Below are 25,504 nucleotides of genomic sequence, written 5' to 3' on the forward strand. Positions count from 1 at the left end.
ATTAACTTGCTAAGTTATTATATTATAAAAAATAGTAAAATTTTCAAAAAGTTTATTTTTAGCAAAAAAATAGTATAATTTTTTATATTTTATTAAAAAATGAGGTATTTACTATGTTTAAATTATTAAAAGAAATTTTTAAATCTTTATCAAAAAATAAAATAACAACAATAAGTTTATCTATTTTACTTTTTTTAACTACAGGTGTTTTTACTTTACTTTTTAGTGTAAAAGAATCTTTTAATAGACAAATAAATAAATATAATGCAGTTTCTAAATTACATGATTCAACAGTAGATTTAGATGTTAACTTTAGCGGTAATGCTAAAGATAATGGATATAAAAAAGAAACACCAATTGAATACACTTTAGATCAAAAAGCTATAAAAGAAATTTTAGATTTTCAAATAAAATCACAATTTATTTTGCTTTCTGACTTGGGAGTTAAGGGAGAAAAAGCGAATTATTATATAAGTGCTCAAGACTTTTTATTTCAATATGAAGTTAATAAAAATATAAATAATATTGATAATAAAGATTTTAATTTTGATTTAAAAAATAAACAATTTCAAGTTTTAAAAACCGATAGCAAATTTTTTAAAACTTATTTAAAAAATGCTGATGGAACATTTAAAGAAAAAGAAATTTCCTATTACTTAAACAAGGATAATACTGCAGTTTTTTTAGACAAAAGATACAAAATTTCTGAAGTTATAAACATTTCAAGTAACGGTTCAGAAGGCTACTTATTACATAATCAAGGTGAAGATCATATAATATCTTCCATAAATAGAATGGGAATTAATTTAAATACCAAAGAAGCAACTTTTGATGTTTCTAAAATCAACTCATGAGAAAGAAATGGTATTTTATATTTATTAACAGAAGATGAAACAGCAAAATTAATCGGAGTTCATAAAGATAATAACAATAATTGAAAGTTATTTTATAAAAAAGATTATACAAGTGAATTATTTAGTTGAGATAACATAGCAAAATGATCGGCTCCTCAACAAGTTTGAAACTATAATATTGTTTTAAAACCTGATGGTTTAATGAATGGTAGTGAAAATACAGCTCCTGTAATTAAAAAGTTATTTTTAAAAAACGACATTCATAAATCACTGCCAGATTTTTTCCAATTTTCTAAATCTAATGTTTATAAACTTAAAGATGAATGAGTTTCAAGAGTTAGTTATCAAACCAAATTTATTTTACATAATTTTACTTTGTTAGATATTGAACCAGAAAAAGGAAATTTTTCTAAAAATTTTTCTAATTATTTAGCAAATTTAAAAGACAATGATCCTGAAGAATTTAAAAAAATTGAAAAGCTACATTATTGAGAAAAGCAAATAGTAAAAACTATCTCAAATAAAGAACCTGTTATTATTAGTCAAAATCTTTTAAAAGATGATTTAACCTTATTAATAAAAGGACCCGATGGTAAAACTACATCAATTAAGGATATTGAAAATTTAGGAAATGATTATAATATTCAAAATTTAACTTCACAGCAATTAGCATCTTTATCCAATGAAGAAATAGTAGATTTAACTTATTTAAAACTTAGAAATGCAGTTTCTACAACAATAAAAAACAAAATCTTTGATTATGTGAAAAACGAAAAAGAAGTTGATTCAGTTGGTAGAAGAAGATTTATTACTACAACAGCAATAGATGAAAAAAAAGGAGAAAACAAAATTTTTCAATTTATTGATGCAGGAATAAATGAAGAATATTTTGATCCAAACCACAAGCAAGAAGTGGGAAAACTTTTTAATGAATATTTTCATAAAAGTAACTTATTTATTAATGCTGATCCTAATTTTGATAAAAATGAATTCAATCCTGTATATAGTGCAGAAATTATAAATGCCATTTTTCAAGGTTTTGTTCCTGATTCTAAATACTTAAATCCAACCATTGAATTTATTGATATTCCTTCTAGTCAAAAGTTAACTTTATTTCCTGCAAATTTTTCAAAAGAAAAAGTAGTAATTTTAGAAAATAAAGAAAAAACAGTGAATTTTGCTGTAGGAAATTCAAAAAATGGTTATACCCTTTATGAAAAAAAACAAGATTCTTGAATTAAAGTTTTAGTTGATAATAAAGAGTTTTTAACTTTAACAGAATTAAATAATTTTATGGAATCTAAACATTTAGGTCTAAAAGTTTCTGTAGGAGAAAATGGTTGATACAAAACAGATGAAAACTTTTCAAATACTTATAATGTTCCTTTCATATATAGAGCACCTTCCAGCGCCTTACTAAAAGAAATAGAAACATCAAAAACAGTAAAAACACTTTTTGATAGTCTTAAAAAAACAATAGTTAATAGTGAATTAGTTAGAGAAAACTTCATAAAAGTAGATGAATTAGATAAACTATTAACTGCAACTCAAGATGCTTTTTTCGTTACTGAATATTATGATATTTTTACAAAAGGTAAAAATAATCAATCTTTAATGCAAAGAATGATTTTTGAGTCACTTTATTTAGCAACTATTCAAAATGATGATCAATTTTTAAACAAAATATTTAATAATTTTCTTGAAAACATTCAAAACAAAATTAGAGATAATGGAACTACATTAGATGAACAAAAAACTTATTTTATTGATAACATAGATAAAATAGGTCAAATTCTTTCTAATTTAGGAATTAATGTTTGAAATGATCTTTTAAAAGATAATACAAAAGAAGAGTTAAAAACTATAATAAATAACCCAATTGAATTTATTGATGGTTTAAAAACAATAATTTTATCAATTGATTTTAAATCTTTTTTAACTGATATTCACAATTGATACGAAAACAAATGAAATAAACAAGAGAGAAACGATTCTACTCATGCTTATTATTATTTTAGTGTTTCAGATTTAGTTATTCCATTAGTTAAATCCATTGATTTTGATGTATTTAAAAAAGGTGCAACTATATTAGTTAAAAATATTAATTTTGATTCTTTACTTTCTACCGCTTATAATAAATCAGAGCAAAAATATAAAGGAATTTTATTCAATAAACTTATTAATTCTTATAAAGAAAGTGTTTTAAAAGAAAAAATCACCACTTCTTTAGTTAATATTTTTGACAAAATTAACATAAATAAAGATAAAAATAATTCTTCTGAAAATTTTAAAAACATAAATTCAGGTTTAACTAAAATAATTTCTATTTTAGATAAAGATAGACTTTTAAATATAGTAGAAAATTCTTTAGAAAACACTTATTTTGAAGATTATAAATTTGTAAATGAATCAAAAGATCCGCAAAAAGTTTTATTTGTTGCTAAAACTCTTAAAACATCTAATTTAATAACTGCATTTATTTCAACATTTTTTAAAGATTCTGCAACTACCCATACTCTTTTTAGAGCAATAGAAGAAATATTAAATTTATCTGGTAAAACCAAAAAAGAAGGTGCATTAGGTATAACTTATTCAGTACCAGATAAAGATGCTGAAAAACTTGACTTGTTCGATTTACAAAATTTAGAGTTATTATCATATGCTAAATTTGAAGAATTAATTAAACTTTCTGATAAAGTTGATAATAAAATTTTAATCGATAAAGAATTTGATAATACGGAAATTTCCTTTATAAAAAGATATTTATTTTTTGGAAAAGATATCATTAAAGATGTTGATGAAATAAGTCAAAGAAACTCTATTTTCAAAGAAACATTAAAACTTTTTATTTTTAATAAGTTCACTAAAGCAAATAATTCATTTGTTATAAAAAATACAAATACTAGTTCTACTTTAGCAGATAATTTATATGAGATTTTTATTGAGAACACACAAGGTAACAGAGCCTTTAATACAGCAAAACCAAAAGCTAGAGAAATTGTAAGTAATGTTGTTTATTCTTCTGAATATTCTAGTTCTGTAAATAGTTTGATTTTTTATGATTTTTGAATTAAATTTGTTTCTGAAAATAGTCAATTGAGTTCAACGGAATTAAAAGAAGTTTTCAATTTCTTTTTTAGAGAAGCACAAAATCAAAATTCTTATTTATACAAAGAATTAATTGAAACACAATTGTATGATTCTAAGAAAAACTTTGAAAATAGATCATTTTTCTCTAAAGGACTAGACATTCAACCAATAGGACGTGGTATAGCACAACCTTTTGATTCTGCAGATACTTTATTTAAAAACATACCAAATACTGCTGATGCTAATGAATGAAAAAATAAAATAAATAAATTATTTGATTCTGAAATTTATAAAAAGAAAAATGCTATTACAGGTTTAGATTTAGCTGATTGACTTATTTTAAATAAAGTTTCTTTAGCTTCTAATTTAGCACAAATTGCAACAAATGAGAGATATCATAAAGACGCTACAAATTACTTTGTTAATTTACAAAAATCACTTGATTTATTAAACGATTTTGCTTCTAAAGGTGACTTAAATAGAGAAATTTTAAATAATTTAAGAAAGAATTTTACAACTCAATCTGCTGTTTTTACTTCTTTAGGTTTATCAGACACTGTATCATCAACATATTCTAGTGTTATTTTCCCAATAGTAGCAGCTTGATTTACCTCGAATCCAGCAGGAACAGATAATACAGAAAATAACTCCAATTTAACCTTTGTTTTAAATAATAGAGTAACTGATTTTTCAAAAATTATTAATGAAAACCCTGATAATTATAGAGATATAATAAAAGGAAGATTTTATAATTTATATAGTGATTCTCTTTTTGAATATCATTTAGAAAATCATAGTGTTAAAGGTTTATCATTAGATCTTTCCTATGTAGATTACTTAAATAAAAAAGTATTTTCAATTGACAATCAAGACACCATTTTATTTGATATTAACATTAATAAAATCTTTTTAGATTTAATTAATGCTTCTACAATAATAAGAGAAGAAAATAAATTTTTAGTATTTAAAGATGTTCGTTCCTTGGTTGCAAAAGTAAATTCTAGTTTTTTAAATGAAAACAATAAAGAAATATATAAAGAAAAATTACCTTCTAGTTATATAGAGTTAGAAAAACTAATAAATAATTTAGATGAAAAATACATAATAAATGTAAGTGGGTCTAAATTTTTAATAGTAGGTGATGAGCAAACTATCGATTATTTATTCCCTGTAATAAATGAAGAAAATTTACAAGTTAATATTAAAAACCAAGCACTTGTTTATGTTAATAAATGAGGTTTTGATAGAGCTCGTGAATCCTTTAGAGGTAGCGCTTTAAAAGATTATTTACTTGTTAAAACAAAACCAGGAACAAATGTTCAAGAATTTAATGAAAAAACAAATAGAGAAATAGCTAATAATTTTGGAAATATAGTAACTAAAAAAGTCTTTTCTAAAGATGAATTAGATATTATTAATCCAGAAAGAAGTTTAAGAATTTCAACAGCTTTTTCATTGATTCAACTTATATCAAATGCTAACTTTTATATGGTTGCATTAATGTCTATATTAATAATTATTTCTACCGTATTTATTACAAAAAGATATATATCTACAAGAAATAAGGTAATAGGGATTTTAAGAGCTCAGGGTTATAACTCTTGAATGATAGCTTTCTCATTTATTTCTTTCCCTTTCATTACAACATTTATAGGTGGAACTGTTGGATATATAGTTGGGTTATCGTTACAACAAGTGTTAAAAAACGCCTTTTCATCTTATTGAACTTTACCGACTCAGAGTATATCATTTGAATGAATTCCTTTTGTTTTAACTATTATTCTTCCATTTTTCTTACTTTCAGCTTTAGTTATATTATCTGCTTTATGAATTTTAAGAAAAAAACCAATTGATTTAATGTCTGGTATAGTTGAAATTAATGTTTCAAAATTTGCTATGGTATTTCTAAAAATATTTAGATTTGCTAATGTAAAAACTAAATTTGTTGCTTCATTATCTGTAAATAGTTTTTGAAAATTAATTTCATTAATGATTTCAACAACCTTAACAGCCTTTATTTCTATTTTCTCAATTTCTTCAAACGGAGTATTTAATGAGACTGTAAATAAAACATACCAAAAGAGAAATTATAAGTATAAGTTAGATTTAGAAACACCTACTATCGAAGCTGGACAATATCAAACTTTTGATAAAAATCAATTAGAAAATCTTTTATATGTTCCTTTAGGGGTTGCTTCTGAATCTAATGTTGAAGCAAATAATTACTTCAAACCAGGTAGAGCTCTTGTAAATGGTGATTCAGACAAAAATGGTAATCCAAAAGAAAATGATCCCCATATTTTAACAAGAGCGTCACTTCAATTACAAGTAGAATCATCATTATCCATCTCACCTTGAGATATAGTTTTAAATTCAATGCCTGATAGTCAAAGATCAAGAACTTTAGAAATTTCTAAAATGGCAATTTCAGAAATAGAAAAAACTCAAGATATTCATTTTGTAGAAAAAGTTGATATCACAGGCAAAAAATACAACTTTGAATTTGTAGGAACAGAAGCAAACCCACAAAACTATTTTAAATACATTGAAAATGAAAATGTTTCAACTGGTGGTAAATTCTGATATATGGTATGAAATGTTCAAACTCAAGAATATGATAGAGAAGCAATAACTACTTCTCAACATAGAGATTTATATAGAAAATTCTTAGTAGATGCTTATAAAAAAATTCCTTCTAATGATTTTTATATAGCGTTTAACGGTATTTTATTTAACAATCAAACAAACGAAAAATACACATATATTAATACTTCTTATAATGAAGAAAACAGTTTAAAAATTTATGGTTATAATAACAATTCTAAATATGTATCAATCCAAGATGAAAAAGGTGTTAATTTAATCGAATTAATGGAAAAAACACAGGTAATTAATGATGTTTATCCTATTTCTGTTAATTATGTATTTTTAAATAAAAACAACTTAAAACTCGGTGATACAATTGAATTAGAAGTTAAAAATCCTATTGATAGATATATAAGAATTTTAGAAGGAAATTCCTTTAGAAAATATAAATTTAAAATAGTTGGTATTATAAATACTTTCATTAATAGTGAGTTAGTTACAACAAGAAAAATAGCAAATCATTTAACTGGATTAAGTGAACTAGATCAAGATGGATTCAATGGTATTTTATCTAACGATGTTACTCCAGAGCAAACTATTGGTTCTGTTGGTTTATATGCAAATTCTGGATATTGATTTGGTGGAGACCTAATTAATATTGAGACAAAAGAACAATATGAAACAGCCTTTGCACAAATATATTCAAACAGCGATGATCAACCTGGTGTATTAAAAAATAATGGTTATAGTGATGAATTAATCAAAAAATTATTAACATTTAAAGAAAGAACAATTACTGATGTTGAAAATATCGATTTAAGCTATAAGAATATTACAAGTGATAAATTTAAGAGTGAAAACGCAACCTTAATTAAACAAGGTGTAAATAATTTCATCGACTTATATTCTAAAAATGTTTATAATTCGCTTTCTACAAATGTAGATGCTAAAGATATTCAAATAGGTTTTGTTAATAATATTGCTAATACAGTTTCAAAATTAACACTATCTATAGTTATTATTTTCTTTTTAGTTTCTGTTGTTATTCTAATTATGATTTCAAATATCATAATTACGGAGAACGAAAAAAACATTGCTATATTTTCAATCTTGGGATACAATAACAAAGAGAAAATAAAACTATTTTTTGGAATTTATTTACCTTTAATAATTGTTGCTACAATTATTGCTATTCCATTAGTTATTGGATTTATTGCTTTATTTAATGCGTTTTTAGTTTCATCTAGTTCTATTGCTCTAATACTTACTTTAAAATGATGACATGCTTTAACTGCAATAGGAATTTTATTCTTTGTTTATGGACTTACATCTCTTATTGCTTGAATTAATTTAAATAAAATTAAAGCTATTTATTTATTGAAAGGAAAATAATGACAGAAAACCAAAATAAGAAAGAACTAAAAGGTAAAATAAAAGAAGAAAATGCAGTTTTACTTACTAAAAAAGAAATAAAAAAAATCAAAAAAGCAAATAGTAAACCAAAGAAAAAACACAAAGATATGATCACACAAAATACAGAAAATAATATCATTGAAATTTTCGATGTTAAAAAATCTTATCTTTCTGGTTCGATAATAACTTCTGTTTTAAAAGGTGTTACTTTAAAAATAGAAAAAGGAGATTTTGCTGTTTTATTTGGAAAATCAGGTTCAGGAAAATCTACATTATTAAACATTATTTCTGGTTTAGATAGAGCATCAGAAGGTGAAGTGATTGTTGCAAATAATAATTTGACATATTACAACGATTCAAAATTAACAAAATTTAGAAGAGAAAATGTTAGTTTTATTTTTCAAAGTTATAATTTACTGCAAAACTTAAATGGTTATGATAACGTTGAAACAGGTGCATATTTACAAAAAGATAAAAAGAAAGTTTTAAATATTAATAACCTTTTTAAAGAATTTGAAATAGAAGAAATTAAATATAAATATCCTTCTCAAATGTCTGGTGGACAACAACAAAGAATTTCCATTTTAAGAGCGTTATCAAAAAATGCAGAAATCATTTTTGCTGATGAACCTACAGGTGCTTTAGATGAAAAAACATCAAGAGCAGTTTTAAAAATATTACAATATATTAATAAAACCTATGGAACCACAATTGTAATGGTTTCTCACGATCCGACAGTTGCTGAATTATGCAATAAAGTTATTAAATTAGCTTCTGGAAAAATAGAAGAAATAATAATAAATTCTAATCCTAAAGTTTTATAAATAAAAAATTCCTTTATATAAGATTTGTTCTTTTATAAAGGAATTTTCTTTATTTTAGAGATCGGATTCCAACTCTAAAATCAGGTCTCTGATTTGAATTGCTTTTTCTAAATCATCTTTAGCAATATATTCATTTTTTTGTTTTATTAGTGCTTTTATTATTTCTTCTTTTTCTTTTTTATCTTTGACTTTAGAAGATTTTTCTAAAGCATCAATTGTTTCAACTGATTGAATTGGATCAAAAATAGGTTTAATAATAGTTTTAGGAATAATGTTGTTCTTTTTATTATATTCCATTTGAATTTTTCTTTTTTCTTCATTATCTTTTAAAGTAGCTGCAATATTACTTGTAATAGAATCAGCAAATAAAATTGCTCTACCATGATCATTTCTAGCTACTCTACCAATCATTTGAATTAGTGCAGCTTTTGTTCTGGAGAATGAGTTGGTATCGGCTTCAAGAATCATAATTAAAGAAACCTCCGGTAAATCTATACCTTCTCTTAATAGATTAACTCCCACAACAACATCGTAAATTCCCTTACGTAATTTTCTTAATATGTCATTTCTTTCAAAAGTTTTGTGTTCAGAATGGATATAAGCTGATTTATAGTGTTTTTCTCTAAAATTAGATGATAACTCTTCTGCCATTCTTTTGGTTCCTGTTATGATAATAACTCTTTCATTATTTTTAATTTGATTATCAATTTCTTTATACATAGTTTCTAATTGATTTTTAGTTGATTTAATTTCAATTATTGGATCAACAAGACCAGTAGGTCTTATGATTTGTGTTGTAATTTCTCCGTGCGTTTTGTCAACTTCATAATCTGAAGGAGTAGCTGAAATATAAATAATTTGATTATCTATTTCTTCAAATTCTTCAAATTTTAAAGGTCTATTATCTAAAGCAGAAGGCAAACGAAAACCGTAATCTACAAGATTTCTTTTTCTTTGATAATCACCTTTATACATTGCTTGTAGTTGTGGAACTGTCATATGGGACTCATCGATAAAGATAAGTGTGTCTTTAGGTAAATAATCAAAAAGTGTATAAGGTTTTTCACCTTCTCTTCTATCATCCATATGTCTTGAATAGTTTTCTATTCCAGAGCAAAAACCAAATTCTTTTAATGAATCAATGTCGTTGCGAACTCTGTCATTCAATCTTTGTTTTTCAACTAATTTATTTTCTTTTTCAAAATAAGATAATCTTTCTTCTAATTCTGTTTCAATAGTTTTAACAGCTCTTTCAATTGTATCATTAGTTACTGTATAAGAGTTTGCTGGATAAATAACAAAATTTTTAACTTTTTTTGTAGTTTTTTTGCTTAATTTTTCTTGATAGACTATATTTTCAATTTCATCATCAAAAAAATCAATTCTAATAGTTAATTCTTCAGTTCATACAGGAAAAAGCTCTATAACATCTCCTTTAGTTCTAAATTTTCCTGGTTCTAAATCAATATCAGTTCTTTCATAACCTATTTTTGCTAGAGTTCTAAATAAATCACTTCTATTTAATTTCATTCCTACTTCGATATAAAATAGATTAGATTGATATTCTTTTGGATCAAGTGCTCCGTAAATTGAAGCAACAGAGGAGACAACAATTGTGTCTCTTCTAGTTACTAATGCATTGATAGTGGACATTCTCATAGATTCTAAATCTCAGTTTGTTTTGCTGGATTTTTCCGTATAAACATCTTTAGCTGGTAAGTAAGATTCTGGTCTATAGTAGTCAAAGTGAGAAACAAAATATTCTACTTTGTTTTCTGGAAACAAACTTTTCATCTCTGAAAAGAGTTGTGAAGCTAAAGTTTTGTTATGTGATAAAATCAGAGCTGGCCTATTTGTTTCTTTGATAACATTAGCCATAGTAAAAGTCTTTCCACTGCCTGTAACACCAAGTAAGACTTGATATTTTTTATTATTTTTTATTCCGTCGGAAAGTTCTTTAATTGCTTTTGGTTGATCGCCTTGAGGCTTATTTTTTGAAATTAAATTATACATATTATTTAAATTATAATTGGAAAATAAAATAATAGTGTAAAATTTAAACTATGAAAAAAATATTTTTATCTATAAGTCCATTATTAGTTTTACCTATCGTCGCTGTTTCTTGTGGTGACAATAATGCAAATACCAAACAAGGAGAGAATCTTGTAAATAAGAAAAATGATAAAGGAGAATTTGTTAATGTTATATTTGACAAAGAACATAAAACCTTTACATTAGACTTGAGTAAAGAATCCATTACAACTATATACACAGGAGCTTTTGCTGGTGAAAAAAGTAGAGAAATTTTATTAAGTGAAACAATAAAAAAAGATGGTGTTGATAACCAAGTTATCGTTTCTTATCATCTTAAAAAAATTATTTTTCCTCCAACTTTAGAAATAATTGAAGATTCAGCTTTCACAAATAGAACATTACCAACATCAAAAATAGATTATGAGTTGCAAGAATTAGATTTTTCAAAAGCAACTATTTTAAAAACAATAGGTAATTATGCATTTGAAACAAACAAAATAAAAGAAATTATTTTACCAGATTCAGTAACTTATATTGGAAAACAAGCATTTGCAAATAATCAAATTTCAAAATTTGTTATTTCAGAAAATTCTAATTTAAAATCAATAGGAATTTCAGCCTTTTTTAACAATGAAATTACTTCTTTAGATTTTAAATCAAATAAATTGGAGTTAATTTCAAAAGCAGCATTTGAAAGAAATAAAATAACATCAGTTCACTTTGTAGAACCATTATCAAAATTAATAATAAGTAAAGAAGCATTTAAATTAAATGATATAAAAACAAATAATATTAATGAAATTGATAAAGAAAAAGTAAGTATTGCTTCTGATGCATTTGACAAATCAAATTAGTTTTAAAAAATAAATTAAAAATATCAAACTTGTTAGTTTGATATTTTTGTTTTTATTTTTTGTCACCTTCTTTAAATATTTCAGAAGCAACACTCATTGTTTTAGCAACGTCACCTAAGTTAGGTGGTAAAATAATTTTAGTTGCTTGGCCGTTAGCTAGAACTCCAAGTTGTTCAATAGATTTTAAAGTAAGAATATTTTTTGTAATATTTGTTTGATTTAATAATTCAATTGCTTTTTGATCGGCTTCAGCTTTTAATACTTCAGCTGTTTTTTTAGCTTCAGCTTTTAGAATTTCTGATTGTTTATCAGCTTCAGCTTCAAGAATTTTAGCAGCTTTTTGCCCTTCAGCAAGAAGGATTTGAGAAGCTTTTTTTCCTTCTGCTTCAAGAATATTTGCTCTTTTTTCTCTTTCTGCTTTCATTTGTTTTTCCATTGCTGATTGAATTTCTTTAGGAGGGATAATATTCTTAATCTCTACTCTATGTACTTTAATTCCTCAAGAATCAGACGCTTCATCTAAAATTAATGTTAATTGAGAGTTGATAGTATCTCTTGAAATTAATGCTTCATCTAATTCTAATTCACCAAGTAGATTTCTTAGTGTTGTAGCACAAAGGTTTTCAATGGCTTTCATAGAATTTTCTGCTCCATAAACAAAGAGTTTAGGATCTGTAATTTCTAAAAAGACAACTGTGTCAACTCTTATTCCTGCATTATCTTTAGTAATAACATCTTGTTCTGGGAAATCTAAAACTTTTTCTTTAAAGTTTTCTCTTTTAACAATTCTGTCTACAAAAGGTAAAAGGAAATTTATTCCGTTTTTAAGTGTTTTGTTATATTTACCAAGTCTTTCGACTACAGCAAATTCAGATTGTGGAATAATTCTAATGCTTCTTATTAAAGTTATTATTAATAATATAATTATGGCAATAGCAAGAACAGAAACAACGATAATTCAAATCATACTAATTTTCCTTTTGAGTTGTTTTTTCTATGTAAAGGATATTTCCTTTTACAAATTTAACTTTTACTCAATTTCCTTTCTCTATTTTTCCTTGACCTTCAACTGAAATAGTTCTATAAAATTTACCATCAATTTTAATTTTTCCATAATTTTGAGTATCTTCTCCATATTCATAACTATCTTCAATTAAAATATTAGGTTTAGATTTAGTTAAACCTTGAATTCTTTCTACACCTATTTTGGTAGAATAAAGTCTATTTTTAAGTAATTTATATGTTGAAAAATAGATAATAATTCAAACAACAATAAAAGTAAGAATTTGAGCTATTATGCTTCAATAAACCCCTTTAGTTGCTAAAGCAATAATTAATGAAGGAATAGCACTTATACTTGTTAATGCTGTTCAAATTCCATTAGTAGCTAGTTCTAAAATAATAAAACTTAATATTATCAATAATCAAATTACTATAAAAATAATTTTTATTACATCTTGTGGCATATTAAAACAATTTAATTACTTAACATTTCTTTTTAAGTTGTGGAAAGTTTTTTCTCCATCGTATTCAGCTGCTTCAGCTAATTCTTCTTCAATTGCTAATAATCTATTATATTTTGCAACTCTATCTGTTCTTGATAAAGAACCAGTTTTAATTTGACCTGCATTTACTGCAACTGCTAAATCAGCAATTGTTGTATCTTCTGATTCACCTGAACGGTGTGATACAACAGCTGTAAATCCTGCTTTATGTGCTAATTCAATTGTGTCAAGTGTTTCAGAAACTGAACCAATTTGATTTAATTTAATTAAAATTGAGTTAATTGAACCTTGTGCAATAGCTTCTGATAAAATAGAAGCATTTGTAACGGTTAAATCATCTCCCATTATTTGGTGAGTTGAGCCAAATTTTTGATTAAATTTTTTAAATCCTTCTCAGTCTGATTCTGCAAATCCGTCTTCTACAGAAATAATTGGATATTTTGCAAATAATTTTCCATAGTATTCTACTAATTCATCTGTTGTAAATTCAACTTTATCAGTTAAACTTGCAAATCCTTCTTTTTTAGTTTCGATAGCCGCTTTTAATTTTCCAAAAGTATATTTTTTAGTTTTTGAATCATATAATTCTGATGATGCAGCATCTAAAGCAATAGCAACAGCATTTTCACCTTTAGTTGCTGGTGTAAATCCTGCAACTTTAATAGCTTCAACTAAAAAGTCTAAAGCTTCTTCGTGTGATTTTAAGTTAGGAGCAAATCCACCTTCATCACCAACTTGTGTTCCGTGTCCTGCTTTTTTTAATAATTTAGCTAAGTTGTGGAAAACTTTATTAGCCATTTGTAAAGCTTCTCTTATTGTTTTGGCTCCTAATGGCATAACCATAAATTCTTGGAAATCAATTGTATTTGATGCGTGTTCTCCACCATTAATAACGTTTAACATTGGAACTGGTAATTTTCTTGCGTTTGTTCCCCCAATATATTTATATAAAGGAATTTCTAATTCATCTGCTGCAGCTCTAAGAACAGCTAAAGATACCCCAAGAATAGCATTAGCACCTAAATTTTTCTTAAATGGAGTACCATCCAATTTAATCATTGCTAAGTCTATTTTTCTTTGATCTGTAACTTCCATTCCTAAAACAACAGGAGCAATTTTTTCATTAACGTTTTTAACTGCTTGCATAACTCCTTTTCCACCAAATCAGTTTGATGCAAAAGCGTTATCTTGATCTCTTAATTCTAAAGCTTCTCTTGTTCCTGTTGAAGCACCTGATGGAACAATGGCTGAACCAAAAGCACCAAATTCTGTTTTAACTTCTACTTGAACAGTAGGATTACCTCTTGAATCTAACACTTCACGAGCGTGAATGCTTGTAATTTTTGACATTTTTCTCCTTAATAAAATTTTTTATATTTAATAAAAATTATACATTAAAAAGAAATAAAAATATTTATATTTATCTAAAAAAAGAAAAAATCAAGAACAGATAAACAGTGAAAATTTGTTCTTGATTTTGATATTGAAAACGTAATATAATTTTCAAAATGGATTTTCAATTTTTTTATATTTTTAATTATTAAGATTAGTTATTATAATAACACTTTAAAAGATTTAAAAACTTAGAAAGGAGACTAAAATATAATAGGGGGTATACACAAAATAATCTAATAACAAGAATATAACAATAATAAAAAAATAAATACAATAATTTTAAATTTAATAAATGAAAATTTTTGGTTGATTACAACCATAAATAATTATATACCTAAAATAAAATAATTTGTTAAAAAAAAATCATTTTTTTCAAAAAAAGATAAAAAAATTTGAACTTTTTATTATTAATTCAGAAGTAAATTAATTAAAATATAATTAAATTAAATAAAAAGTATTAAATAAAAATAGTTTTGTTCCATAAAAGAAACTTAAAATATTTTGTAATTTTTAAATTAGCACTAAGATAATGCCTAAAAAGTCTAGTAAATTATTTTCAGATATAAAAACTTTTATTAAAGTAATATTTTTGTTAGTTAAAATGATTAAAACTTAAAAGCAGTCCAAAAAAAGCAATTATTTTTTTATTATATTATAACCAAAAAAACATTGCAAAATGATATAATTTAAAAAGATTTAAATAAATTTAAGTCAAAAATTAAAAAAGGATCAAAAGTATTAAAAAAAATGAAAAAAAATATTTTATTTATAACTGCAGTACCTGGTATATTAGTACCTATAACACTAACACAAACAAGCATTGCAGCAAATGAAGAAAAAAGAGTTGAATATAATCCACAAGTAAATTGATGATGATTTTTAGGTCCTTTGGGGGGTGCTATTGCAAATGTAGCAGAACTAAATAGAATAAATTCTGAAAATGAAAAATGAGAAAAAGAACACATAAATGAGTTACAACTTAAAAAAGAAACTGCTTTTTCAAGACAAAATAATAGTAAGTTTTCTGATTATGATTTAATTTTAGAAAAAATGGATAATTCAGGAAATTGAATACAAGTAAGTAGTTCTATTTCTAGTGATTCAAATGATGAATTGATAGAATATAATGTTACAGAATCGTCTAATTTTAGACTTGTTATTAAAAAGTATAAATCTTCTTTATTTGAAAATTCAATTGAGGATAATTTAGCATTTACTTATGTGGTTAAAAAATAAAAGAAAAATATTAATTAGTTTAAGTTTTCCGATGACATTTTCATTATTTTCTTGTGCTCAGAAAGAAATAAAAGAATATATTGAGCAAATTAAAGTAAAATCAATTTATTTTGAAAATCTCATTAAGATTAAACAAGACCAACAAAATATAAAAGCAAATAATAGTTTTATTTTTGATCAATTTAGAGAAAAATTATTTGAAAGCAAAGAAAATAATTTTAACTTTTTAAATGAAAAAAAATTAATAATAAAAACTATTGATGATTTTGATGAAAAAATTGTTAGTAAAATTAATGAATTATATGATAAATTCAATATAAATAATAGATTAACCAAAGAACAAATTACAAAAATGTTTGAACAAGATTTTCTTAATGGAAATAAATTAGAAAATGAATTAACACAAAACAATTTAATTTGCAAATTATTAATCAAAATGTCCCGGGGTATTTATTAATCAAAATGTCCTCTTTAGTAATATATAATAATAATTAAAATATTTACTAAAGGAGAATAGGGATGAAAAATACAGAAATCGAAATAACAAAGTGACAAAAAAAGAGAGCAAAAGAACTAACTTTTATTAGAAATAACATAGAAAAAACCAATAAAGAATTATCTAATTTATTAAATATCTCAGTCAAAACTGTCACTAGACATAGAAAATTAATTAAACAAAATGCTGGTAAATCAATTTATGTAAAACATAAAAATTCAAGAAATGATTATTCTAAAAAATATAAAGATGATTTTTTTGATCAATTTATTACTAAATATAATGATGAATTAAGAAACATAATAAATGAAAGAGCGATAACTCTTGGAATACCACTTAAATATTTCTATGAAGATGAAATGCAAAATATGAAAGAAAAACCTTCTTATTCTACTGTAATAAGAAGAACAAACCAACAATGTTTAATGACTCCTTATACAAAAAAGAAAACTAAAGCAGACATTAAAAAAAGAATTAGTGGAATTGAAAGCGGAAAAATAAAAGTAAAAATTTCCTACCATATTTTTGCAATTGCTAAAGAAAATGAATTAAGAGATTAAAATAATAACAGAAGAATTATAAGCAAAAATGCTTTAGAATTTGGTGAAATTGTTGAAATTGACGCTTGTTATGAATATTTTATTAAATCACTTGACCAAAAGATTTTTATTTATCACGCAATTGATGCAAGTTCAGGAAAACTTCTTGCTTTTTATGCTGATACACAAGAAACAAACAAAGGTTATATGAAATTACTTGAAATGCTTTTTGAAAAATATGGTTTTCCAAAACTAATTATTACTGATAAAAGAACAACATTTTTCAACTATATAAATCCTGAAACCAATATGGTTCAAGAGTTGAAAAATAGGGGTATACAGGTGTTTTGAGCAGCATTGCTACTCATAAACCTAATGTAGAAAGATCATTTAAAAGTTCTCAACAATTTTATCCTTTATATTTTTTCAAAAAAAATTTAAATCCATAGAAGATTTAAATTCAAATCACAATGATATTATAAACTCTTATAACGAGAATTTCAAGAAAAAAGTGACAAAAAATAATGTTTTTACAAAAGCACAGCCAGAACAATTAAGAATTTATCTCCCTATAAAAAGAAAATTCACAGCAAATTGTTTTAGAATCGACAAGAAATATTACACATTAGACAAAAATACTTTTGAAAAAACATTTGGAATTCCTAATACGGAATTTGTTGCTGTTTTAGATAGTGATTTAAATATAAAAATTAGAATTGGAAATGAAATATGAACAACAAGAGAGATGGATGAAGAATTTAGCAGAGAGAACAAAAAAGAATACGATTTTGAACTTTTAGAAAAGAAAGAAATTGAAAAAATAATAAAAGACACTAAAACTCGCGGACAAAGTTTTTATAAAATGATTGACAAAAAAATTTCAACCAATAAAGAAAAATTTGATTACAAAGAATTTGAATTATTACAAAAATTTATAACTTTAAATGAAAAAATTTTAAATAAAATGGAACAGTGATACGATAATGATTCCAAGGATACAAGATAAGGCGACGAAGTCGGTGCAATCTTGTTTGTGCCTTTTGCTCTTTTTGGCGAAAAAGAGTGCCCCCCTTAATTGCAATTAAGGGGCGGGGGGTTAAAAAAACTCAGCCTTTTAGAGGTTGAATTCATCAAAAAATTAATGTGAAATTTAATTTTTTGATATCATTATTTTAATTGAAATAATTATTATTTTCATATCGCTAAAAAAAGGACATTTTGATTAATAATTTACAAATGTAAGCGTTCTTATCTTGCCCTTCAAAGGGTGCGCGCGAACGCGTGCGTGTAATTTTACTTTGTAAAATTTGATTAGATCAGCGAAAAAATTGATGTGCATGCACAGCAAAAAAACAAGGTAAAAATAGTATAAAATTCGATTAAAAAAAATAGCTAAAATTGAAAAATAAAAACTGCTTTCAAGTGGAAGCAGAAATATTTATTTTGAGAATTTTGGGAAAATTTATTGAAAGGTGTTGAAAATGTGATACAATTAAGTTATCATTAGGTTGGTTTAGAAATTACCACCTAAATTCCTACGCTATCTTAATTTTATGTTTTTTGGTTTGTTTTTTCATAAAGTTTTTTAGCAGTTTCTAATTTTTTAGTCATAAAAAAATTTCTCCTTATAAATATTTTAGTTTAAATATTTGCTATTGAGAAATTTTTACACAAAATGTGTTACGGTCCTCAATTAAAGGTATTAAAAATAGAAAAAGGTATTAAATTACCTTTTTCTATTTAAATTATTCTTCCTTAACATCCGCTTTAAAAGAGTCATTATCTTCATTTGAAGCGTTTGCTTGTGAATTAGCACTTTGTTGTGCAAAAGCTTGAGCAGCTTGTTCTATTTGGTCTAATTTTGTTTTTAATTCATCAATTTTTTCTTCTTTTAATAAAGTTTTTAATTCTTCAATTTGTTTTGTTAACATTTCTTTTTGAGAATTGTCAATTTTATCTCCTTGTTCAGTTAAGGATTTTTCTAATTGTGAAATTAATGTTTCTGCTCTAACTGTTGTTTCTACTTTCTCTTTTTTCTTTGCATCTGCTTCTCTGTTTTCTTCGGCTTCTTTTATCATTTTTTGAATTTCTTCTTCAGATAGTGTAGATGTATTTTGAATTGTTATTGTTTGTTCTTTGTTTGTTTTTTTGTCTTTTGCTGTAACTTTTGTAATACCATTAACATCGATTGAGAAAGAAACCTCAATTTGTGGTACTCCTCTTGGAGCTGGTTCGATTCCTGATAAGTTAAATGTTCCAAGAACTTTATTATCTGCAGCCATTTGTCTTTCACCTTGAACTACAGAAATTGTAACTTCTGGTTGATTATCAGATGCAGTTGAGAAAATTTGTGACTTAGTTACTGGAATTGTTGTGTTTCTTCGGATTAAAGGAGTTGCAATCCCACCCATTGTTTCAATACCTAGTGTTAAAGGAGTAACATCTAATAATAAAACATCATCAATTTCTCCTGCAAGCACTCCACCTTGAATAGCTGCACCAATTGCTACAACTTCATCAGGGTTAATGCTTCTATTTGGTTTTTTACCTAATGTATGTTCAATCATTGTTTGAACAGCAGGGATTCTTGTAGAACCACCAACTAATAAAATTTCATCTAAATCTTTAGCTTCCAGTTTAGCTTCTTTTAAGGCATCCATAATTGGTTTTCTTGTTTTATCTACAAGATAAGCAGTCATTGCTTCAAATTCTGATCTTTTTAGTTCTAATTCTACATTTATTGGACCGTTTTCAGAAACTGCTAAAAATGGTAATGAAATTGTAGTGATTGATTGTTCAGAAAGAGAAATTTTTGCTTTTTCTGCTTCTTCTTTTAATCTAGCCATTGCCATTTTGTCGTTTGTGGCATCATATTTATATTCACTTTTAATTTTTTCTAAAAGTCATTTAACAATTTCATGGTCTCAATCATCTCCACCAAGTCTATTGTCTCCACTTGTAGAAAGTACTTCGAATGTTCCTGCTGCTAAATCAAGAACAGAAACGTCAAATGTTCCTCCTCCTAAGTCATAAACAAGAACTTTTAATTCTTTATCTGTTTTGTCAAGTCCAAAAGCAAGAGCAGCTGCTGTAGGTTCATTTATTATTCTTAAAACATCTAATCCTGCTATTTTTCCAGCTGTTTTGGTAGCTTCACGTTCTGCGTTATCAAAATAAGCAGGAACAGTAATAACTGCTTTTGAAACCTTTTTGCCAATTTTTTTCTCCGCATATTCTTTTAAATAAGAAAGAATCATTGCTGAAATTTCTTCTGGTTTGTATTCTTTTCCATTTGCTTTTACAGTTTTGCTTGTCCCCATTAATCTTTTAATAGAAGCAATTGCATCTGGATTTGTTTCTAATTGTCTTTTTGCAATTTCTCCAACAATAATATCTCCATTTTTAAAAGAAACTACAGAAGGAGTTGTTCTTTTTCCGTTAGGATTTTCTAAAACTATAGGTTTTTTATCTTCAATTATAGAAACAACAGAGTTAGTTGTCCCTAAATCTATTCCTAATACTATTTCTTTTGCCATATTTATTCTCCTTTTTAATAAGTGATTTTTTTTTATTTATGAAAACATTATAGCATATTTTTTAGCACTCACAAGTAAAAAGTGCCAAATTTTTAAATTTATAAAAAAATTAAGTTGGAACTCAACTTTTATTTTGACAAATTTTTTGTTCTCACTAGATGTTTTTTAATGTTTTCTTCAAATTTTTCTTTGTTTGTTGTTATATCGATAGTTTCTGTAATATATTTATTTTTTGGATTAGAAAAAAACTTATATAAATTTAAATCAAAGAAAATTTTTCCTCATTCAAATTCTTTGTCGCATGTAGGGCAAAGTAAAAAACCATTACATCCTTCAACAATCAATTTATTAGCATTATCGAAAGAAATTTTATTATTTTTAAATTCATTTTTTACATCCGAAACTCTATGTATATGTGCTGAAATTAAATGTTCTGAAAATTGATAACCACAAACTAAACATTTATCTGGATTTAAATTATTTTCACAATATCAAATTTTTATATTTTCTTTAAAAAGAGGTTGATTTCTTTTTAAGTCTTCTTCAGAGTGGGTTATATCAAAAATAGGTTGAGAAAAGATTGGCTGTTTATTTACTTCAAAATTATTTTGTTTTAAAATTTTTAATAAATTTTGCTTAATTTCAAATAATTTTTCGTTTGTTTTTAAAATTAAAAGTTTTTTCTTAATATCTTTATCTTTTTCAAATATTTTATTGATTACTATTGCACTGATTAAAGAATCTGATGCATTAGCTCCATCAAATTTAGCATATAGTTTAATCTCTTTTTTTAACTCATCATACTCAATATAACTTGATAAATTTCTTTTATTTTGCCTTTTTAAATTTTCTTTTTCTAATTGAAAATGTTTTATATTTTCAAATTTAGTATTCAAATTATTCTTTTGTCTTGCTGTTAAACTATAATTAATTTTTATGCCCAAAGTACTAAAAATTTTAAAATCTTTTAAAATTGTTTTTGGGAATTCTTCAATATATAAAAACAAATCTAAAGGATGTAATAAACAAGGACATAAATTTGGTTTCTTACCAAAGTTATGTCCTTGTTTATATAGAAATGTTTTTTATGTTTAAAACTGGAAATGTTTTTACAAAGTAAAATAAAATTTTAAAACTTTTAATAAATCTTTAACTTTACAAATATAATTAAATTTTCGCCTTTTAAGTTTTTAAAAAAGCAGTTTTCTTATATAATTAAAATTAATATGGAAACTTCAATGTATAAATCACTAATTTCAATTAAAGAAAAATATAATGAATTAAATAAAATTTTATTAGATGAAAAAACAATGAGTGATATAAAAAAATACACTCAAATTGTTAAAGAAATTTCTTCAATCAAAGACATAGTGGAAACATTTGACAAATATTTAGCATTTGAAACCACTATAAAAGAAGCTAAATTTCTTCTTGCAGAAAAAGATGCAGAAATTATTGCTTTTGCTAAATCTGAAATAACAAACTGTGAAGAGCAAATGCCTATTTTAGAAAAAGAACTTATTATTTTATTATTGCCAAAAGATGAAAATGATGAAAGAAACGTTATTATGGAAATAAGAGGGGCAGCTGGCGGCGATGAAGCAAACATTTTTGCTGGTGACCTTTTTAAAATGTACAATAAATGAGCTGATTCAAATGATATGACAGTAAAGGTTCTTGATTCTACATTTGCTGTAGCTGGAGGTTTTACTCAAATAGTTTTTTCAATTAGTGGTGAAAAAGCATATTCAAAACTTAAGTTTGAGTCAGGAGTTCATAGAGTTCAAAGAATTCCAGAAACTGAAACTCAAGGTAGAGTTCACACTTCAACTGCAACAGTTACTGTAATGCCTGAAGCAGATGAAGATGTTGAAATTGAAATTAATCCAAACGATATTAGAGTAGATACTTTTAGATCTTCTGGTGCAGGTGGTCAATCCGTTAATACAACAGATTCTGCTGTAAGAATAACACACATTCCTACAGGTGTTATTGCTACTTCTCAAGATGGAAGAAGCCAAATAGCCAACAGAGAATTAGCAATGAAAATTTTAAAATCAAGACTTTATGACTTAGAAATTAGAAAAAAACAAGAAGTAGAAGGTGCTTTTAGAAAATTAGCTGGTTCTGGTGCAAGAAGTGAAAAGATAAGAACTTATAATTATCCACAAGATAGAATAACAGATCATAGAATTGGTTTTTCTACATCTTTAAAAAATGTTATAGCAGGTCAATTAAACCCAATTATCGAAGCTTTATTAGCAGAAGAACAAGCAGAAAAGATTCAAAATGCAGGACTTGAGTAAAAGAAGAGAATCTTTATTACGAGAAAAAATAAGAAATAATTTACCATTAATAATTACTAAAGAAGAAGAAAATAAATTAAAAACTTCAATGCCTATTCAACAAATTATTGGTTTTGTTCAAATGGACAGACTAAAATTTTTAATTACAGACGATAAGGTTTTAATCCCAAGATATGAAACAGAAGAAGTTATTAATGAATCTTTAAAATTTTTGAATAAAAATTCTAAAGTTTTAGATATGTGTGCAGGATCTGGTTTTATAGGATTAACCATTTTTGATGAGATAGGTTGTGAAGTGACTTTAGTTGATAATGATGAAAATGCTATAAGTAAAATTTTGACTAATATAAAGGAAAATTGTTTATTTTCTTCAAAAATTAAAGTAATTAAATCTAATCTATTTCAAAAATTAGATCCGAATGAAAAGTATGATTTAATTATTTCTAATCCCCCATATATACCTGAAAATATAAAACTTGATAACTCTGTTTTAGAGTGAGAAAATAATAATGCATTATTTGCTAAAGAAGATGGAAACTACTTTTATAAACAAATTATTAATGATGGTAAATCTTTTTTAAAAAAAGACGGAATTCTTATATTTGAAATTTCAGATTGAAATTTAGATTATTTTAAGTCTCTTGAAAATTTAAATATAGAAATAAAAAAAGATATTAACCAAAAAAACAGAATAGTTATAATTAAAAAAGGAGAAAAATGATAGCTTACATAATAACTTTCTTGGCAATTCTTGTAGCAACAATTTTAGCAATTTTAATCACTTTTATTAGATATCAAAACATAATTAATTTAAAAAATATAGATTTAGAATTATGAAAAAAATTTCTTATTACAAATAAAAAAATTTCTTATTTTGATATTATCTACTTATTTTTTGAAATTATTTGTTTAATATTTGGAATAGGTTTTTTGATTATTGATTTTTTTAAATCTAAAACTATTAATATTAATGCTATATTATTTCTTGTTTTTATTGCGTATATCTTGTTTTTAACTTTTATTTCATTTATAGTTTATAAAATAAAATTAAAAAAAGAAAAGAAAAAAGCAAATTGGGATCAAATTGAAGTAAATCAAAATGACTTAGCTTATTTTGAATAAACAGGGACATAAATTTGGGACACCAAATTTATGTTTTTATTTAAGGAGAAAAATGTCAAAACAATTAAAACCAGAAGAATGAAAATATTGAATTAAAAAATATTTAGCTAATTGTGAGAAAATGAGAAATTTAGATTTATTTTGAACCGAATATTTTCATTTTAGAAAAACAGAACCAACTAATTTTAAAAAAATGTTTTTTAAAGAAAAAGTTAAACTTTATAATTTAGGTATGAATTTAGAATCTCAAACAGGAAAATCACCTAAGAAAAATAAAGGCGTTGGAAGAAAAATCTTAACACCAGAAGAAGAGAAAAAAATTTGGGATAGTATCCCAAGAGAAATTTTAATTAAATCCATAAAAATTTATCAAGATGTTTTACCTAAAGAAGTTTTTGATGAGATTTTTAATCGTGTTGTAAAAGAACATGAAGAAGAGCAAAAAAAGAAAAAAAAGAAGCAAGAAATTTTAGAAAATTTCTCTTCACTATGAAAATTTCTAAATCAACTTTTTACAGAAACAAGAATAAAAATGTTGAAGCAAAAGAATTGAATCAAGAAGAAAAATTGATTTATGAAGGTTTTACTGAAAATAACTGTTTGTATGGAAGAAAAAGACTTGAAGTTTTTATCGAAAAAAAAACATAAAATAAAGATAAATTACAGGAAAATAGGTAGAATTATGAATAAATTAAATTTATTTTGCATAGTTAGAAAAAAATCCAAAAGAAGAGAAGATAAAAATACTTAAGTAAAATTTGAAAACATAATTAATAGAGATTTTCAAGGAAAAAACAACAATATTTTTGCAACAGATGTTTCTTATATAATCTCTCCTAAAGATGTATTTGATTCTAATCATGTATATTTTTCAGCAACAATTCATCACAAAACTAAAAAGATTGTTTCTTGAAATTTATCAAGAAATAATGATTTAAATTTGGTTATAGAACATAATAAAGATTTAAGTTTTAATGAAAAATGAATTATGCATACTGATCATGGAAGCGTTTATTCTTCTAATAAATTTGTAGAAATTATTGAAAAAAATAATGGAATAATTTCAATGTCAAGAGTTGGTAATTCATTAGATAATAGAGAAATTGAATATTTCTTTTCTAATATAAAGAGCGAATGTTTATCACACATTAAAATTAAAAATTTAACTTTTAATAATTTAAAAGAAATGATTAATAATTATATAAATTGATATAATGAAGAAAGACCACAATCAATTTTAAATTGAAAAACCCCAAATGAAATTTGAAATTCTTGAATTTCAAAGTAAAAAAATTTTACCAGTGATATCACTGGTAAAATGTGTCCCAATAAATTGTCCCACTTTAGAAAAATATTTAAGTAAAGATTTTTATTTTGAAGAAAATGAAGTCGTTGAATTTTATAAAAAAGAAGAAAATATTTCTTTTAAACTTTTAAATTATATAGATCGAAATAAAATAGATTTTAATGAAAAAATAAAAGATGAAAAAGAAAAATTTATTAATATAATAACTTGTACTTTTTGATTTTATAATAGATTATACTTTGGAAAATCTTACATAAAAGTTAATGATAAAAAAATTTATAAAAACGATAAAGATTTTTATCCCTTTATTCTTTGATATTCAATAAATTTTTATTTAAATAAGAATTGAAATAATTAAACAAAATTAGCAAACTTTTAAAAAGGAAGTTTGCTTTTATCTTGAAAATA

The 25,504-nt window shown here is 24.6% G+C and carries 20 protein-coding genes; 14 read left to right on the top strand and 6 right to left on the bottom strand.

Annotated elements, in window-relative coordinates; translation table 4 throughout:
- The first annotated feature begins 113 nt into the window (after nt 1–113).
- Both ACR34G_RS00740 and ACR34G_RS00745 read left to right on the top strand, forming a co-directional pair.
- A complete protein-coding gene (locus ACR34G_RS00740; RefSeq protein WP_436358873.1) occupies nt 114–7,922 on the top strand; it encodes an ABC transporter permease in 7,809 nt (2,602 codons plus the stop codon).
- Nucleotides 7,922–8,767: an ABC transporter ATP-binding protein gene (locus ACR34G_RS00745; protein ID WP_436358874.1), complete on the top strand. Its 846-nt coding sequence runs from the start codon at nt 7,922–7,924 to the stop codon at nt 8,765–8,767. The genes ACR34G_RS00740 and ACR34G_RS00745 overlap by 1 nt, the downstream gene beginning before the upstream one ends.
- Nucleotides 8,768–8,821: 54 nt before the next feature.
- On the opposite strand, the gene uvrB is transcribed toward ACR34G_RS00745, so the two are convergent.
- Nucleotides 8,822–10,780, bottom strand: a complete 1,959-nt coding sequence (gene uvrB, locus ACR34G_RS00750) for an excinuclease ABC subunit UvrB (protein WP_436358875.1) — start codon at nt 10,778–10,780, stop codon at nt 8,822–8,824.
- A gap of 50 nt (nt 10,781–10,830) precedes the next feature.
- Between uvrB and ACR34G_RS00755 the strand changes: the two genes are divergently transcribed.
- Nucleotides 10,831–11,655, top strand: a complete 825-nt coding sequence (locus tag ACR34G_RS00755; protein ID WP_436358876.1) for a leucine-rich repeat domain-containing protein — start codon at nt 10,831–10,833, stop codon at nt 11,653–11,655.
- A gap of 52 nt (nt 11,656–11,707) precedes the next feature.
- Here ACR34G_RS00755 and ACR34G_RS00760 read toward each other — a convergent pair whose 3' ends face one another.
- The 3 genes from ACR34G_RS00760 to eno are packed head-to-tail and all read right to left on the bottom strand — an operon-like array spanning nt 11,708 to nt 14,510.
- Nucleotides 11,708–12,622, bottom strand: a complete 915-nt coding sequence (locus ACR34G_RS00760) for an SPFH domain-containing protein (protein ID WP_436358877.1) — start codon at nt 12,620–12,622, stop codon at nt 11,708–11,710.
- 1 nt (nt 12,623) lies between these two features.
- Entirely contained in the window at nt 12,624–13,121 is a 498-nt protein-coding gene (locus tag ACR34G_RS00765) for an NfeD family protein (RefSeq protein ID WP_436358878.1), read from the bottom strand.
- 15 nt (nt 13,122–13,136) lie between these two features.
- The gene (gene eno, locus ACR34G_RS00770) at nt 13,137–14,510 is read right to left on the bottom strand and encodes a phosphopyruvate hydratase (protein ID WP_436358879.1); all 1,374 of its coding nucleotides are present in this window, start codon (nt 14,508–14,510) and stop codon (nt 13,137–13,139) included.
- A gap of 792 nt (nt 14,511–15,302) precedes the next feature.
- Here eno and ACR34G_RS00775 point away from each other — a divergent pair.
- The 5 genes from ACR34G_RS00775 (at nt 15,303) to ACR34G_RS00795 (ending at nt 17,832) form a co-directional block, all read left to right on the top strand.
- Nucleotides 15,303–15,791: a hypothetical protein gene (locus ACR34G_RS00775; RefSeq protein ID WP_436358880.1), complete on the top strand. Its 489-nt coding sequence runs from the start codon at nt 15,303–15,305 to the stop codon at nt 15,789–15,791.
- A 31-nt stretch (nt 15,792–15,822) separates the two neighbouring features.
- Entirely contained in the window at nt 15,823–16,248 is a 426-nt protein-coding gene (locus tag ACR34G_RS00780) for a hypothetical protein (protein ID WP_436358881.1), read from the top strand.
- 62 nt (nt 16,249–16,310) lie between these two features.
- Nucleotides 16,311–16,847 carry a hypothetical protein gene (locus ACR34G_RS00785; RefSeq protein WP_436358882.1) on the top strand — a complete coding sequence of 179 codons (537 nt, stop codon included), beginning with the start codon at nt 16,311–16,313 and terminating at the stop codon, nt 16,845–16,847.
- Between the two features lie 186 nt (nt 16,848–17,033).
- Nucleotides 17,034–17,207 carry a hypothetical protein gene (locus tag ACR34G_RS00790; RefSeq protein ID WP_436358883.1) on the top strand — a complete coding sequence of 58 codons (174 nt, stop codon included), beginning with the start codon at nt 17,034–17,036 and terminating at the stop codon, nt 17,205–17,207.
- Between the two features lie 130 nt (nt 17,208–17,337).
- Complete coding sequence (locus ACR34G_RS00795) at nt 17,338–17,832, top strand: hypothetical protein (RefSeq protein ID WP_436358884.1); 495 nt, start codon at nt 17,338–17,340, stop codon at nt 17,830–17,832.
- A 739-nt stretch (nt 17,833–18,571) separates the two neighbouring features.
- Here ACR34G_RS00795 and dnaK read toward each other — a convergent pair.
- Entirely contained in the window at nt 18,572–20,362 is a 1,791-nt protein-coding gene (gene dnaK / locus ACR34G_RS00800) for a molecular chaperone DnaK (RefSeq protein ID WP_436358885.1), read from the bottom strand.
- Between the two features lie 128 nt (nt 20,363–20,490).
- Nucleotides 20,491–21,258, bottom strand: coding sequence for an HNH endonuclease signature motif containing protein (locus tag ACR34G_RS00805; RefSeq protein ID WP_436358886.1), 768 nt, complete (start codon nt 21,256–21,258; stop codon nt 20,491–20,493).
- Between the two features lie 330 nt (nt 21,259–21,588).
- Between ACR34G_RS00805 and prfA the strand changes: the two genes are divergently transcribed.
- From prfA to ACR34G_RS00835, 6 genes are all read left to right on the top strand, one after another.
- The gene (gene prfA / locus ACR34G_RS00810) at nt 21,589–22,668 is read left to right on the top strand and encodes a peptide chain release factor 1 (RefSeq protein ID WP_436358887.1); all 1,080 of its coding nucleotides are present in this window, start codon (nt 21,589–21,591) and stop codon (nt 22,666–22,668) included.
- Nucleotides 22,652–23,392: a peptide chain release factor N(5)-glutamine methyltransferase gene (locus ACR34G_RS00815; RefSeq protein WP_436358888.1), complete on the top strand. Its 741-nt coding sequence runs from the start codon at nt 22,652–22,654 to the stop codon at nt 23,390–23,392. The genes prfA and ACR34G_RS00815 overlap by 17 nt, the downstream gene beginning before the upstream one ends.
- Entirely contained in the window at nt 23,386–23,790 is a 405-nt protein-coding gene (locus ACR34G_RS00820) for a hypothetical protein (RefSeq protein WP_436358889.1), read from the top strand. The genes ACR34G_RS00815 and ACR34G_RS00820 overlap by 7 nt, the downstream gene beginning before the upstream one ends.
- Before the next feature lie 52 nt (nt 23,791–23,842).
- Complete coding sequence (locus ACR34G_RS00825) at nt 23,843–24,541, top strand: hypothetical protein (protein WP_436358890.1); 699 nt, start codon at nt 23,843–23,845, stop codon at nt 24,539–24,541.
- 189 nt (nt 24,542–24,730) lie between these two features.
- Nucleotides 24,731–25,078 carry a transposase gene (locus ACR34G_RS00830; protein WP_436358344.1) on the top strand — a complete coding sequence of 116 codons (348 nt, stop codon included), beginning with the start codon at nt 24,731–24,733 and terminating at the stop codon, nt 25,076–25,078.
- Nucleotides 25,047–25,454: a hypothetical protein gene (locus ACR34G_RS00835; RefSeq protein ID WP_436358891.1), complete on the top strand. Its 408-nt coding sequence runs from the start codon at nt 25,047–25,049 to the stop codon at nt 25,452–25,454. The genes ACR34G_RS00830 and ACR34G_RS00835 overlap by 32 nt, the downstream gene beginning before the upstream one ends.
- Nucleotides 25,455–25,504 lie beyond the last annotated feature (50 nt).

Origin of the sequence: Mycoplasma sp. 480, from assembly GCF_051353065.1 — a bacterium.
Lineage (GTDB): Bacteria > Bacillota_I > Bacilli_A > Mycoplasmatales > Metamycoplasmataceae > Mesomycoplasma_A.